This is a genomic window from Rhizomicrobium sp., assembly GCA_037200385.1.
Taxonomy (GTDB): Bacteria; Pseudomonadota; Alphaproteobacteria; order Micropepsales; family Micropepsaceae; genus Rhizomicrobium.
Window position 1 is genome coordinate 2223347 of record JBBCGL010000001.1, and the last position, 15397, is coordinate 2238743.

Genomic DNA, 15397 nt, shown 5'->3' on the forward strand with positions numbered 1-15397 from the left:
GCTCAGGCCCGCCGATCGAGGTCGCGCCCGGCAAGGCACAGGACGAGCGTTGCCGCGTCGCCCACCAGACCGCGATAGCCGGCGATCGCGCGGGCAAAGCCGTTGTAGATCACGACCGCCGGCACCGCGGCGACGAGGCCGAAGGCGGTTGCGAGCAACGCCTCGGCGATACCCGGCGCCACGACCATCAGATTGGTGGTGTGCGCCTGGCTGATGCCGATGAAGCTGTACATGATGCCCCACACCGTGCCGAAGAGACCGACGAAGGGCGAGACCGAACCGACCGAGGCGAGCAGATTGGTGCCCGATTGGATGCGGCGCGTCGAAGCAGCCTCGACGCGTTCCAGCCGGACCTCGATACGGTCGTTGACGCTGCCGCCCTTCAGCCCTTCGGACAGCTTCAATTCGGTGCGCGCCTCCTGCAGCAAGGCATCGACGACGCGGTCGCCGGTCTTGGCGATGTCGTTCAACGACCTGGCGCCCGCCAGCAATTCGACGGCGCGCCGAAGACTCCGCGAGGCGCCGAGCAGTTCCACGTTCTTGGCGATCCACACCGTCCAGGTCAGCAGCGAGGCGAGCAGGAGGATCAGGATCACGCCCTTCACGATGGGACCGGCGTTCATGAACATCCCCATGATGGACAGGTTCTGGGGCAACGAGCCGACGACAAGCGTCCGGTTCGCGATATGGGCGAGGACACCGTCGGCCGAGGCCGCGCCGGGCGCCAGCATCGCCGCCGCGAAGGCCGCCCCGCCCGCGATGAAGCCCGTGCTCACCCGGCGCCGCAACCTTTTGACCAACCGGACCGGGCTGACGAGACGCATGATACACTCCAAACCTGCCGGACCGGCCGGAAAACCGCGGTCCGAAAATGACGACGAGATAGCAACCACCCGATCGGACTTTGAAACGGAAACGAGTGGTCGGCCCAGACTCCGCAAGCCCCTGCCCCGGAGACCAATTGCCGCGACAGATCAAGTCTGCGATGGAGAGCGCCGGGGCTTCCATCCGCCGGAAGACGGGAACGGCCGCGACGAAGGGACAAACGAAAACCCCTCCGCTGCAGGCAGCGAAGGGGTCATAAGGTAAACGTCGGCATCGCTCCTAGGCGCGAGCACCGCGCGTCGGGAACCCGCGGCCGGCGTCAATAGCCGCAGGCTTCTCCGCAGCTCGTCGCCGCCGCCTTGTTGAAGTATTTGCTCTTGCCGCCGGTGAGACGGAGCTTTTCGTCCCCCAGGCTGTCGGCCATGCGGCCGCGCACCTCGATCACCGCGTCCACCGCATTGAGCACGTAGTCCACCGCGGTGACGGGCACGCGGCCCTTCACCAGGTCGGAGGCGTAGAGCGATTTCGCATCGCCGGCCACACGGCGCAGATCGGCCTGGGTGAAGCCTTCGGTCGCCGACGCCAGGCGATCGAAATCGATGATGTTGACGTCCGGCAGGTGCTTGTCCTCGTTGAGATAGCGCTTGAGGATGCGCGCACGGATGTCGGCGTCTGGCAGCTTGGTCTGCAGCCAGACCTCGACACGGCCGGACCGCAGCACCGCGTCGGGAATATGGCGCACGTCCATCGCGGTCATCATGACACAGACATTGTTGGCCGTTTCGCTCTCCAGTCCGTCGAGCAGGGAGAGCAGGAAGCGCACCACGCCCTGGATATGCTCGATCTTGAACAGCACGTCGGCGTCGTCGATGAACAGAACGGAAGGCGAGTTCGCCTTGGCTTCCGCCACCACCGCCTGGAGCTTGTCGAAGAAGGTGCCCGGCGGCTCGCTGATGAAGGAGCCGTCGACCAGGAAGAACTTGCCTTTCATGCGGTGCGCCAGGGCGCGGCCCATCACCGTCTTGCCGGTGCCGGGCGGGCCATAGAGCAGCACCCCGCGCTTGGCCTTCAGGCCCATCTCCTGCGCCAGCTTGCGGTTCTCGAGCGGCAGGACGATCGCGGTTTCGAGCGCCTCGGCGATGTGCTCGGCGCCGGGCAGACGGTCGAAGGTGATGTCCTCGACTTCATTGGTGCGCACATTGCTGGCGACGATGTGATGGTTGAGGACGTCGATGAACTGCTCGGTCGTCGGCGCGGGCACGTCCTGCAGGAGAGCGCTGGCGAGGCGCAATTGATGGCCGGTCAGCCGCGCGGCATGGCGGAAGAGCTGCTGAAAATCGATGCCGCTCGCCCGCGCTCCGAGGATGTTGCCGACGATGGCCGCATAGTCCTCGACGCGGAAGGAATTGAGCGTCGCCACGGCACCGCGATCCATCAAGGTGTCGAGGAAGAACTGGCCATACTGGTTGGCCGGCGGGCCGGCGATGAGCAGCCGCTTGTGCGGCTCCTGCGCCATCCGTTCGAGGAGCCGCTTGGCGACCATCGCGGTGTAGCCGCCGCGGGGGGCGGTGGGGCTCTGACCGATGCGGGTGATGAAATTGAAGTCGTCGACGGCAACGAAATCGTTTTCGGTGAGCGCCGTGTCGATGAGCTTGCCCACCGCGTCGGCGAAGGCGAGCGGATCGGTTGCCGCCGACGCATCGGCCATCTCGGCGAGCGTGATCAGATGTCCGCCGCGCTTGGCGATCTGGGCCGTCAGCATCAGCGTCCGGCCCATGCCCACCGTGCTCACCAGGCCGACGACCGGCGCGACCTTGAGCAGGACGTCGAGCTCGGCATCCGCCGCCGCCTGCGTCGGCGAGAGAGACGGATCGTTCGCACGATCGCGCGTTGCGGGCGGAAAGCCAATTTTGGGACTGACGTTCATCTTGCGGGATTTCATCCATCGTTGCGGCGACCGGAAAGCCGCCATGGTTTCGACGCCGAGGCTAGGAGCGGAAACCGCGGCGGCATACCCGCCAACGGGCGTGAAATGTGCGCCACGGCTGGGTTTTCCGATGCCTTCGCCCTCACTTCGCCATAACGATCCGGCCGGCCGAACACCGCAATGGGCGTGACATCAGTTCGCGCCGGCCGACGCGGCGCCCTTGTCGCGGTGCCGGCTCTCGAAATCCCTGACCTTGGCGATATACGCGTTTGCCTCGGTCGCGGCGGCGTTGCCGGCATCGATTTCGGCCCGGGCGCGACCGGCATAGTCCTGGCCCGCGGACTGGCGCGCAGACACATATTTCGCGATGCACTCGCCATAGGCATTCACCTGCTTGTGCAGGTAGGCGATGTCTTCGGGCGGAAGCGAAAAACGCTGCGGCAGGGCGGGCTGCACGCAGGGATTGGCAAGCGGCACGGCACTGGGCGCGGTTTGCGCGAAGGCGGGTGCGACGGCCAAAAAGCCCGCGACGGCGAGGGCGTATCTCATCTCATATCTCCGGTTGGAATGGACGAACGGCCCGTCAGTAGACGACGACGAGGCCCGGCAGCCGGACGACGCGCAGATTCTGCGAGCTGCGCAACGCATCCAGCCAGTCGGCCGTATGGTCGAGATCGATCGCGGCGCTCACATGGCGAAGGCCCGACTTGGGGCTGCCGAGGAAGACGATCCGCTGGTCGGTATGGCGGTCGAGCTCGGCGAGCACGGTGGTGAGCGGCAGATCTTCGAGCATCAGGCGCCCGCGCGTCCAGGCCAGCGCCTCGTCCGCCTTTATCCGTTCGACGGCACCGAGCCCTTCGGGTCCATACGCAAGGCGCCGGTCGGGCACCAGCCTCGCGCCGGCCACGCCGTCGTTCACCTCGACGCTGCCCCGCGCCACCGTGACGGTGACACGCTCCTGATCCTCGAGCCGCACGCCGAAAGCGGTCCCGACATCGCGGATGACGCCCGCTCCGGCGATCACGGTGAAGGGACGACGCGGATCGTGCACGACGTCGAAAAACGCCTCGCCCCGCGCCAGCACGACCTTGCGCGCGCCGTCGGCGAAGCGCACGTCGAGCGCGCTTCCGCCATCCAGTTCGACACGGCTGCCATCGGCGAGCGTGAAGCTTTCGCGCTGGCCGGCGGCCGTGACATAGTCGTGCCGCCAGTCCTGGCGATATTGGAATATCAAGGCCACGGCGAGGACGAGGCAAGCCGCAGTCGCGAAATAGGCGTGCATGGCCGTCCGCCGGAGCGGCGGCGCCTGGACCGGCTCCACCCAGGCATTGCCGAGGCCCACCCACAATTGCCGCGCCCGCGCGAGGGCCGCTTCGTGGTCGCGGCTGAGCGCGCGCCAGCGCGCAAAGGCGGCGTGATCTTCGGCGACGGTTTCGCCAGAGGTGAGCCGGACAAGCCAGGCGATCGCCTGCTCGTCTATATCGGAGGGCACGTCCAAGCCCCCCGCCGGATCGGATAACTGTATTTCCATGGTGAAAGAACGAACCGGCGTGGCAAGAACCACAAGACAATATCCGGTTTATGACCCGGCCAAACGCTCGCGGCAATGCAATAACGCGCGCATGACATATTTTTCCACCGAACTGCGCGAAACGCCGAGTTCGGCGGCGATCTCCGAATGGGTCATGCCCAGCATCCGGCTCATATAAAGGACGTCCTTGCAGCGCGGCGGAAGCTCCGCCAGCGCCGCTTCCACCAGCCGCATCTGGCCGCGTGTGAGCGCGTCATCCTCGGGGCCTGCCCCGATCCCGGAAAACAGCGAGACGTTGCCCGCCAGAAGCTCCATGCGCCGTCCTTCGACGCGCCTGTGATCGGTCGCCAGATTGGCGGCCATGCGGAAGAGATAGGCCCGCGCTTCGTGCCGGTTCGGCAGCGGCGCCGCGATGCGGCGGAGCTTGAGATAGAGTTCTTGTGCGAGATCGGCGGCCAGAGGCGATGAACCGGTCCGGCGGCGCAGCATCCGCTCCAGGTCGGGGCGCGCTTCCAGGAAGACCGATTCAAGATCCGAAAATGTCAGAACTTCAGCCATCCCCAACGCCCACCATATGACAAGATGGCGACAAGTGTGGGGCCATACGCGGCGGACTGCAATGCAACGCCCGTCTCGTCTCCGGCCTCTGCGCAAACCGATATGCCGACGGGGCGGCCGCAGCCGAGAGTTTTGGCGATTGGAGTCGACCGCGCGGGTCCGACGGAAAAACGCCGGATTCCAAGTCTTGCGGCGAAGGCAACGCGGCCCGCCGGCGGGCACTGCGCGAAATCGAGGCAACCGCGCTAGGCAATCCGCCCGCCTCCTGGGCAGGAACGGCAGAGCGGCGGCCGATGCGATCGCCCGTCTCACCATCCCCTCCATGTGGCGGATTCATGCGCGACATAGCGCCCAAGGTATTGTCTCCATAGTCTATCAGTCAAGTAGACTTATGCGACACGGGCTCGCGCGCCGCCTTGCGTTCGCCAGGGTCAGCGGGACAGGAGGCTGGTGAGCTGGGTGCGGTTTCGCACGCCGAGCTTGCCGTAGATATGGCTGAGATGGTCCTTCACCGTGCACCGCTCGCGATGGAGCCTTTCGGCGATCTCGCGATTGGAAAGGCCGCGGACGAGAAGGATCGCGACCTTGCGCTCCGCGGGGGTGAGCTGGGACAGGATCTTGAGCTGCTCGTCGCTCGGCTGGAACGCGTCATGGGCGCGCGAGCCGAGTCCGCCGAAGCGGATCAGGAAGCTGGGCCGGTGCGCCGAGACGCCGTGCACCTGCTGGGCGCGCACCACGGCGTATAAATCGGAATGTTTGGATGGCACGGTATGCTCGGCAGGCATGTCGCCATGCTCGTCCATTTCCAGCCAGCGCCGGCGCAAAACTTCGCACGCCGCCGCCAGGTCGGGAGGCACCTGCAGCATCTTGCGCGGCAGCACGGTGTAAGGCCGCTCGGTGCCGTGGACCCAGAAGAAGGCCTGCTTGTAACCCTCGTCGTTGACGAACACCGGCTGCAGGTTCCAGTTGACCAGCATCACGCCGATCGGCAATCCGGCGACGAAATTGGACAGGCTGGCGTGGAGCGCGCGCTGCTGCTGCTCGTGGATGAGACGGAACAGCACCGACCGGATCAAGGGATGAAGGGCGCGCAGCCAGGCCTCTTCTTCGGCCGAGAAATCGCCCTGGGCCGCGGTGCGGTAGATCACGATATTGGCGCGCACCTCCTGGCGCTGCCAGAAACTCAAGGTAATGCCGAATTCCCAGCCCTCCGGCTGCATGAAGCGGCGGTAGAAGGCGCTGTGCGGCAGCGCCTCGGCCGACAAGGCGTCGCTCACCCGGTGCAGCGGCGCGCCGGGATGATCCTTCAGGAATTGCGGCGTGGGGTGATGTGCCCGCCTGGCGTGCCAGTAGTCCGGATCGCGCTCCCGCCACGGCGCTTCCAGCACCAGCGAGCTCTGGCTCGAATTGGCGAAGTCGTAATAGTCGTACCACAGGAAGGCGGTGTCGAACGGCACCGCGGCGCGGATCAGTGCCAGCGCCGCGTCCCAGAATTCCGAGACATCGCGGGCGCAGGCGAGCGGCGCCAGGGCGGCGATGGCGTCGGCGGAGATCGTGCCGTGCGGCATGGGAATGGGATGCGATTTGACGGCGGACCGGCCGGTGCGACGGAGGGCGGAGACAACCATGCCAGGAGAACGAGCGGAACGATCAAACTCCGCAAGCTCGGCTGCGGCGAACGCCCTCCCCGCCGCGTGGCAGGGAGGGCGCCGTGTTCAGTTCTGGTAGCGGACGGTGAACATGAAATTGCGCGGATTGCCGTACCAGTTGCCCCCGGCGGCCGTCCCGATGCTCTGATAGTAAGTCTTGTCGAGTATGTTGTCGACGTTGAGCATGGCGTGCCAGTGATCGTCGATATCGTAGGAGACGCTCGCCCCGAACACGCCATAGCCAGGCTGGTCGACCACATAGGGCACCTGGGTCAGGCATCTCGTGCTGGGCGCAGGACGATAGACCACGCAGACAGACCCCTTGCCGAAAGCCGCCGACTGCGCGTTGGCCCCGAAGCCCACCTGCCAGCGCTTGAAGTCATCCGGCAAGCGGTAGGTCGTCCACAGCTTGAAGAGATATTTCGGCGTCTGGTTGGAGAACACCTCTCCGGTGTCGGTAGCGGTGCCGTCATAGACGGTCACATTGTAATTGTAGCTGAAGCTGGTCGATATCTGCCAACCGGGCAGGATTTGCCCCGCCACCGCCGCTTCGACGCCTTCGCTCTTCAAGTCGCCGTTGTCGAGAAGGCAGCAGAGGCTGAGGCCGTTCTGGATCGGCGGATAGGTCGGGTCCAGAATCGTCGGATAACTCGTCTCGTTGGTGCGGTAGACCGAGAGCGTGGTGTTGAGCGCCCCGCCGAGAAGTTCGCCCTTGATGCCGGCTTCGTAACTGGCGCCCAGGATCGGCGGCAGCGGGTGGCCCGGCGGCGGTCCGCCAAAATAGTTGGCCACGGATTGGAAGATTTTTGTGTAGCTGAAATAAGCCGACCAGGCATCGTCGATGTCATACGTCACCGCGCCATAGGGTATGACCACGGAGTGATCGCCGTAGCTGAGTGGGGCGCTTGGCGGGCCGTCGGGATGGCCCGTTGCGTCGAGCGGCTGATCGATTTCCTTGAAATCGAACGTGTTGATGGAGAAGCCCCCGGTCGCATGCAGATCATGCAAAAGCTCCAGGCGCAGGGTCATGTAGGCCCGCCATTGGGACTGATTTTCGGCGGCAAACCCTTGATACGGTACCAGGGAAGCCGGCTCGGGCCATGCGCCGGGATCGAAATGGAAGATATCCACCGGCGGATAGGGCGCGGGATAGAGCGTCGAATAATCCAGCGAACCCACGCCGTCGACATAGCCATAGCTGGCGCCCGCCGTCAGTTGGTGGTGGCGATCGAAAAGATCGAAGGATCCCGTGACGGTCGCGTCCGCCAGATATTGGCGGTTGACGCTCTTGGCTTGATAGCCCTCCATCTTCGTTCCGGTAATGGGATTGTCGGTGACGCCGCCGGTGAGAAAGCCATATTTGGAATTCGTGTCTTGCGCCGTATCCGTGAGATTGACATGGACCGTCCAGTCGCCGGCGAGCTTCTGGTTCAGCTGGACAAAGATCTCCGGCGTCGAGGTTTGATATCGGCTCCAAGGCAGCGCAAACGAGGTATCGACCGGCAGGTGCAGGTCGTCGCCGTTCGCATAGCGCGGCAGGCCGGCAAACCACGGCAACGAGTCCTGCTTGGTGAAGCTGGCGCCGACGGTCAGCAATGTCTCCGGCGTAAGATCGGCCTCGACGACGCCGTAGAGAAGAAGGTGATTGGTGGTCGCCGTCTTGTAGAAATAGTCCTGCGACTGATAACTTGCCACCAAACGGCCGCGGATTTTGTCGCCGAGGCCCGCGATATCGAGCGGTCCGGTGACATCCACCGCGGCGCGATAATTGTCCCATGACCCGACAGCCCCTTCGAGGCCGACCTGGTCGTGATCCAGCGGACGCTTGCGTACGAGATTGACGGTGCCGCTCGGGTTGCCCACGCCCGAAAACAGACCGTCCGGCCCCTGCAGCAATTCGGCGTGATCGTATTCCGCCATGTCGAAACCGGCGGTAAAGCCGAGGATGTTGACCGCAGTGGTGATCGTGTTGCTGATGTTGAGCGGCGCACCGCCGTCGATCTGGAAATTGGTGATCTCGAATCCGCGCGAATAGAATGACGGGTTCACATTGCCGTCATTGTTGAGGACCGTGACGCCGGGCATCTGGTTGAGGACATCCGCCATGCTTTCCAGATGCTGGTCCTGCATCTGCTGCTGCGTCATCACGCTGACGTTCTGCGGCGTCTCGCGGATCGAAAGCGGCGCCTTGGAGCCGATGGTCGTCGCGGTGGTGGTGTAGCTGCCGGTGCCTTCGGTGGCGGTCGGATCGGTCGAACCGTTGGCGGCGACGCCTTCGGCGCCCTGCACTTCCACCGGCCCCAAGGCGCGCGCGCCATGCGTATCGGGCCGCTCGATCACGATGGTCGTGGCGTTGGCGAAATGAAAGGTCAGGCCGCTGCCGGCGAGCAGCAGGCGGAGCGCCTCGCTCGCCGCATAGCTGCCGGTGAGACCGCGGCTCTTGATGCCGGTGGCCAATTCCGCCGGATAGGCGAGCTGCAATCCCGTCTTCTCGGCGAAGGCGTCGAGCGCCTGGCTCAGCGGCTCGGCCGGAATGGCGAAGCTTTCGACGCCTTCGCCCTGCGCATATGCGCCGTGCGACGCCAACACGATCGCGGCGGCACAGGCCACGCCGCACAACCACGCACTCTTCAAGCCCCCGATACGCATCATCATCCCTCGCTCAGAGCGACGGGAAGTCCGGCGCTCGATTCTAGGACGACTGGCGCGTGCGATGTGTAAACGCAGCGGCTCAACGCAGGACGACCACGAAAGGCGTGAAATACGTCACGGTCAGTCCGCGCGCCGCGGCAAGACCTTCGAGACCCTGATCGATGGCGGAGATGCGGAAATTGCCGCTCACCTTCTGGCTCGCCTTGCTGCTCAGGAGAAATACCACACCGGGACGATAGCGTGCCAATTCGTCGACGGCATCGCCCAAGGAACGGCCGTCGATCACCACGCGGCCGCTTCGCCAGCTTGAAAGGGCCGCGATATTGCCGGACCCGGCGTGCGGCGCCGTGCCTGCACCGTATCGCAGTATCTCGCCCGCATGCGCATGCGCGCGGATTCCGGCATTGCCGACTGCAACTTCGCCGGCGGTGACTGCAACCGTGACGCGACCGCCTGCATCGCGGCGTATGTCGAAAGCGGTTCCGACATCGCGGATTTCGCCGCCTGCGGCCGTGACGCGGAAAGGATGCGCTGCATTGTGACGCACCGAGAACCACGCCTCGCCGCGCAGCAGCGCGACATCGCGCCGCCCGGAACGGAAATCGATCGCCAGCGCGGAGTTGGTGTTCAGCATCGCCAGCGAGCCGTCGGGCAGGGTCACGGGCGCGATCTCGCCCGGCCCGGTGATGCGGTCGGCTTCGAGCCACAGCAGCGGCTGCCCGAGCGTCAGCACGCAGAGCATAAGGGTCACGGCCATGGCGCCTATCGGCAGCCAAAGCCGCCGCCGGCGCGGCAGGACGGCCGGCAGGCCCGCCGCAAAAGCGGCGCGATGGGCCGCGAGGCTGCGCCACAGCCGCCTTTCTTCCTCGAAAGCGGCCGCGTGCGCCGGATCGGCGCGCCACGCCTCGAACGCCGCGAGGTCCGCCGCCTTGCCCGTGGTCAGGCGCGCCAGCCAAGCGCGCGCCTGGCGTCGAAGCTGCGTGTCGGCAGCATTGCTGGGGTCTGCGGTCATTGTTACGAACCGTCCACGGACAAGACTTAGACGATCCGGCACCGCATGCTGTTAAGCATCCGGTGCGGTTCGTCCGCCAAGCCGGCGCGGACCTCCGCCAGCCGGTCCAGCACCCGTCGCACATGGTGGTTGACCGTCACCCGCGAAAACCCAAGCCGCTTGGCGGCCTCACCCTGCGTCAATCCGTCGAAGTAGACCAGAACGAAGATCTGGCGACTGAGCGGCGGCAGCGCCGCGATCGCCTTGTCCATGCTGGCGAGCGCGTCGGCGGCCACCAAATGATGTTCGGGCGTGACGACGTCTTCCTCGCGCCACAGGATATCCATCGCCTGGTTGAGAAGTTCGGCGCGGCGCCGCTCGACCTTGGCGTGATCGCGCACCAGATTGGCGGCGATCTGGAAGAGAAACGCGCTGGGATCGCGGACCGGGCCGCGCACCCGCGCGAGCTTGAACCAGATGTCCTGCGCCAGGTCCTCGGCGGTGGCGCGGCATCCGAGCCGGCGCGACAGGAACCGCAACAGTCGCGCGCGGTTGCGGCCATAGGCCGCGAACAACATGTCGGCGTCGGGAACGAGCCCCTCTCCCGTCAACTCCCGCAGATCCGGCTCCGCCATTCGCCTTACGCCACACACCCACTGTCCTAAACGAGCGTGCCGCGCAGACACCGCAGAAGGATTATTGCGCCGCGTCGAGCCTGGCGCCGGTTTGAACTGCATCGACGCCCGCCTCCAGATCTTCGACCTCCTCGACGTCGGCGGCTTGGAGATTGCCTGCGGGCAGGACTTCCCACGCCCCGCCCGGCAACAGGCGCAATGCCGTCTTGTGGTATTTGAAGATGGTCGGGCGATGGCCCACGCTGACGAAGGTGGCGCCCGAGCGCACCAGGAGGCCATAGAGCAGCCGCTCCGTCTCGACATCGACGGCGCTCGTCGCCTCGTCCATCAGGACGAACTCCGGCCGGCTGATCAGGACGCGCGCGAAGGCGATGCGCTGCTGCTCGCCGAGCGACAAGACGCGGCCCCAATCTCTCTCGGCGTCGAGCCCGCCATGGCGTTCGGCGAGGTCGTGCAAGGTGACGCGCTCCAGGACGGCTTGCAGCTCGGCATCGCTCACATCGGTGCGGCGGCGCGGATACAGCAACTGCTCGCGCAGATTGGCGAGGATCATGTAGGGCTTCTGCGGCAGGAACAGCGTCACGTCATGGGGCGGCATGACGATCTGGCCGCTGCCGCGCGTCCACAAGCCCGCCATCGCGCGCAGCAGCGAGCTCTTGCCGACGCCGGTGCGGCCGACGATCACCATATGCTCGCGCGGCGCGATGCTGAAGCTCACGTCCCGGGCGAGGCTCTGCTCGCCGCCGGGCGTCTGGAGCGAGACATGGTCGAGCGCGATCTGCTTGTCCTCGCGAAAGCCGATGCGCGGCACCGCGGCGGTGGAGACGCGCTCGCGGCCCATCTCCTCGAACTTCTCCTGGATTTCGGCCAGACGGATCACCTTGGGCACCGCGAGGGTGAGGGTCGGGATGAACCGCATCAGGAGCGACAGCGAATTCAGCAGAGCCAACGCCGACGCGCTGCCCTGGGCGATGGTGCCGTATTCGATGCGATGGCTGAGATAGAGCGGCGCAAGGAACAGGAACGGCATCACCATCCAAACCACCGAGAAGCCGGATTCGGCCAAGGACAGCCAGACCGAATATACGATGTTGACGAGGTTCTTGCGGACGGCGGTGGCAAGGCGAATCAGGATATGGGCGCGCTCGGCATATTCGCCATGATAGAAGGCGACGGTCTCTGCGTGGTCGCGCACGTGCAGGATGCCGTAGCGCAGGTCGGCCTCCGACACCGTGATATCGTAATTCTGCCGGACGGTGGGCTTGTACAGCCGAAGGATGGCCACCGTCTTGACGGCCGCGAAGACGACCACCACCCAGAAGAGCGCGCGCGAGATGGACATCAGGATCAAGGCCTGCACGCTCATGTCGAGCACCATCCCGAAGGCCTGGCGCGGCAGATAAGCGATCGTCTGGCAGAACGGCCCGACCTCTTCCTGGATGCGCTGGTCGGGGTTGTCGATCACCTCGTCCATGACGATTTCGTAATAGGTGCGTCGCGACAGGTATTCGTCGATCAGATGCGTGGACAGCCATTGCCGCCAATGCAGGTTGAGCCGCCCGTCGATATAGCTCTCGATCGCGTAGATGCCGTGCCGCACCATCACGAAGACGATGGTCATCGCCAGGAGGTACCAGAACAGGCTGGCATGGCGCGCCAGCAGGGCGTTCGTCTGATCGCGGGTGAGGTAGGAGTAATAGGCGCCCGAGACGCTGTAGGACGCCACGAAGGCGATGAGGACGCCCAGCGCGAGCCACGACTTCCAAGCATCTTTGCGGAGCCAATACAGCTTGGAAAGATTGTAGACGCGCCGGAAGAACCTGCCATCGAGGCGGTAGCTGCGCGGGTCGATGCGGAGATGGCGGGGCTGTATCACGTCAGATAGATCCTTGTTTCGCGCGTCCCGGCGCGACATGGGCGCAAGATGCCCATGCCGGACGGCGGCCTTGCGAATCGCAAACGGCAATGTGGCGCCCACGCCTCGGGCGACCGGGCAAAGGCAAAACGAGTCGGAAGGCCGGATGCCGCAAGCGGCGCTGGCATCTCACAAGCAGCCGCTCTCGAAGAATGCGGTCATGCGGGCCCGCTCGGGGCGCCAGTCGACGCCTCTTTCCAGCAGCCAGGCGTCCGAAAAATACGTGTCGGCGTAACGCTCGCCGTCGTCGCACAGGATCGTGACGAGCGAGCCGGTCTCGCCCGCGCGCTTCATTTCGGAGATGAGCTGCGCCGCAGCCCAGATATTGGTGCCCGTCGATCCGCCGCAGCGCCGCCCCAGAAGCTCCCATACGGCCCGCAGCGCACCGATGCTCTGTGCGTCGCTGACGGGCAGCATGCGGTCGATCAGTTCGGGGATGAAGGAGGGCTCGACCGCGCCGCGCCCGATGCCTTCGATGCAGGATTGCTCCCCATCCGGCACGGCGATCGTCGCGCGATCGTGATAATGGCGATGGAAAACGGAATCCTGCGGATCGGCGACGCAAAGCCGCGTCGGCAACCGCCGGTAGCGGATGAAGCGTCCGATGGTCGCCGAAGTGCCGCCCGTGCCTGCGCCGCAAACGAGCCAAGCCGGGATCGGATCGGCTTCGGCGCTCATCTGGCTGAAGATGGAACGGGCGATGTTGTCCTCGCCGCGCCAGTCGCAGACCCGTTCGGCATAGGTGAACTGATCCATGTAGTGGCCGCCGGTCTCGCAGGCCAGCGCAAGCGACGCGCGGTGGATGTCGGCGGCACTGTCGACATAGCGGATCTCCCCGCCGTGACGGCTGATCGCCGCCACCTTGGCCGCCGCCACCGACCGCGGCACGACGGCGAGGAAACGAAGACCCAGAAGCCTGGCGAAATACGCTTCCGAGACCGCGGTCGAACCGCTCGACGCCTCGACGATGGTCGAATCCGGGCCGATCCAGCCGCTGCACAGCGCATGGAGGAACAGCGCACGTGCCAGCCGGTGCTTGAGGCTTCCGGTGGGGTGGGTGGATTCGTCCTTCAGATAGAGCGCGATGCCCGGCGCCCCGGAAAACGGCAGGCGGATGAGATTGGTGTCCGCGGTGCGTCGCGCATCCGCCGCGATCAGCTGCACCGCATCCTGCGTCCAGGCCCGCCGCAAGGCCGATGCGGTCGGCCGGTCCGGCTCGGGCCGATGCAGCCGCTGCAAGTGAGGTGTCATCTCAGCCCGTGCCACCCACCACCATGTCGTCGATCCTGACCGTGGGCTGGCCGACGCCGACCGAAACGCTCTGCCCGCTTTTGCCGCACATGCCGTTTTCCAGCTCGAGGTCGTTGCCGATCATCGAAATGCGATGCAGCGCTTCATGCCCCAGCCCGATCAGCGTGGCGCCCCGGATCGGCGCGGTGACGTGTCCGTCTTCGATCAAATAGGCTTCGGTCGCCGAGAAGTTGAACTGCCCGCTGGTGATGTCGACCTGGCCGCCGCCGAACCCGACCGCATAGATGCCGCGACCGACCGAGGCGACGATCTCGGCGGGATCGTGCCCGCCCGCGGCGAGAAAGGTGTTGGTCATCCGCGGCATGGGCAGATGGGCATAAGACTGGCGCCGCGCATTGCCGGTGACCGTATCGTTCATCAGCCTTGCGTTGAGCCGGTCCTGCATCAGGCCGGTGAGCTTGCCGTCCTCGATCAGCACGTTGCGCCTTGTGGGCGTGCCTTCGTCGTCGCTGTTGAGCGAGCCGATCCGGCCCGGCAGCGTCCCGTCGTCGACCACGGTGACGCCGGGCGCGGCGACGGCCGTGCCCATGCGCCCGGTGAACACCGAGGACCGCTTGCGATGGGCATCCCCTTCCAGACCGTGGCCGACCGCTTCGTGCAGCAGCACGCCGGGAAAGCCGGAGCCCAGCACGACGGTCATCACCCCGGCCGGCGCGGGCCGCGCATCGAGATTGACGAGCGCGATCCGCGTGGCGCGCGCGACCAGCGCCGCCAGCCGGGCCTCGTCGAAATGCTCCAGCCCGGCGCGCCAGCCGGCCGAGGCCGTGCCGTTGGCGCGCCGCCCGCCGGCTTCGGCCAGCACCGTCAGGCTGAGCTGGACCTCGGGGCGCATGTCGCCCGCCAGCGCGCCATCGCTCGCCGCCACCAGCATGAAGGCGTGCGACATCTGCAGACCTGCCGAGACGTGGACGATGCGCGGATCGGCGGCGCGCGCAAGCCGGTCGACCTCCTGCAGCAGCTTGAGCTTGGGCGCGGCCTCGGCCGTCGCGGTCGGATCGATGCCGGGATAGAGCGCATGCGCAGGCCCGGGCGCGCCGATCGCGATCCCGCGACGGTTTCCGGACCCGGTGCGGCTCATGCTCGCGGCGGCTTCGATCGCGGCGCCGAGCGCGCGCGGCGACATGTCGCCGGAATAGGCGAAACCGGTGCGGTCGCCGCTGACGCTGCGTGCGCCGACGCCCTGCGACGTCGAGAAGCTGCCGCCGGTGACCTTCCGGTCCTGCAACTGCCAGCTTTCGCGGCTCGACGCCGCGAAATAGAGATCCGAAAAATCGCCGCCGCCGAGAAGCCTGTCCAGCAAGGGGCCCAGCGCTTCGACGTCGAGATCGTTTTGGTGCAGCAGGCGTTCCTCGACGCGCGCGAAACGCTCGGCGGCGGGATATTTGCCCTGGACGTCCATCCTG

General features: G+C 65.9%; 12 protein-coding genes. All 12 read right to left on the reverse strand.

Features of this window, described 5'->3' with window-relative positions:
• Positions 1–2: 2 nt before the first annotated feature.
• The 12 genes from exbB to tldD all read right to left on the reverse strand — a co-directional run bounded on the left by exbB (position 3) and on the right by tldD (position 15393).
• On the reverse strand, positions 3–824 hold the full coding sequence (exbB, locus tag WDM91_10615) for a tonB-system energizer ExbB (protein ID MEI9995037.1): 822 nt from the start codon (positions 822–824) through the stop codon (positions 3–5).
• A gap of 320 nt (positions 825–1144) precedes the next feature.
• On the reverse strand, positions 1145–2767 hold the full coding sequence (locus WDM91_10620) for an ATP-binding protein (protein MEI9995038.1): 1623 nt from the start codon (positions 2765–2767) through the stop codon (positions 1145–1147).
• Between the two features lie 177 nt (positions 2768–2944).
• Positions 2945–3301, reverse strand: coding sequence for a hypothetical protein (locus WDM91_10625; GenBank protein ID MEI9995039.1), 357 nt, complete (start codon positions 3299–3301; stop codon positions 2945–2947).
• A 34-nt stretch (positions 3302–3335) separates the two neighbouring features.
• On the reverse strand, positions 3336–4244 hold the full coding sequence (locus WDM91_10630) for a FecR family protein (protein ID MEI9995040.1): 909 nt from the start codon (positions 4242–4244) through the stop codon (positions 3336–3338).
• 87 nt (positions 4245–4331) lie between these two features.
• Positions 4332–4841, reverse strand: coding sequence for an RNA polymerase sigma factor (locus WDM91_10635; GenBank protein MEI9995041.1), 510 nt, complete (start codon positions 4839–4841; stop codon positions 4332–4334).
• A gap of 431 nt (positions 4842–5272) precedes the next feature.
• Positions 5273–6469 (reverse strand): LuxR C-terminal-related transcriptional regulator, encoded by a 1197-nt coding sequence (locus tag WDM91_10640; GenBank protein MEI9995042.1) that lies wholly within the window; start codon positions 6467–6469, stop codon positions 5273–5275.
• Between the two features lie 87 nt (positions 6470–6556).
• Positions 6557–9139, reverse strand: a complete 2583-nt coding sequence (locus tag WDM91_10645; GenBank protein MEI9995043.1) for a TonB-dependent siderophore receptor — start codon at positions 9137–9139, stop codon at positions 6557–6559.
• An 82-nt stretch (positions 9140–9221) separates the two neighbouring features.
• Entirely contained in the window at positions 9222–10154 is a 933-nt protein-coding gene (locus WDM91_10650; protein ID MEI9995044.1) for a FecR domain-containing protein, read from the reverse strand.
• A gap of 26 nt (positions 10155–10180) precedes the next feature.
• A complete protein-coding gene (locus WDM91_10655; GenBank protein MEI9995045.1) occupies positions 10181–10768 on the reverse strand; it encodes an RNA polymerase sigma factor in 588 nt (195 codons plus the stop codon).
• A 61-nt stretch (positions 10769–10829) separates the two neighbouring features.
• Complete coding sequence (locus tag WDM91_10660) at positions 10830–12644, reverse strand: ATP-binding cassette domain-containing protein (protein ID MEI9995046.1); 1815 nt, start codon at positions 12642–12644, stop codon at positions 10830–10832.
• A 168-nt stretch (positions 12645–12812) separates the two neighbouring features.
• Positions 12813–13934 carry a PLP-dependent cysteine synthase family protein gene (locus tag WDM91_10665; GenBank protein MEI9995047.1) on the reverse strand — a complete coding sequence of 374 codons (1122 nt, stop codon included), beginning with the start codon at positions 13932–13934 and terminating at the stop codon, positions 12813–12815.
• Between the two features lies 1 nt (position 13935).
• Positions 13936–15393 (reverse strand): metalloprotease TldD, encoded by a 1458-nt coding sequence (gene tldD / locus WDM91_10670; GenBank protein MEI9995048.1) that lies wholly within the window; start codon positions 15391–15393, stop codon positions 13936–13938.
• Positions 15394–15397 lie beyond the last annotated feature (4 nt).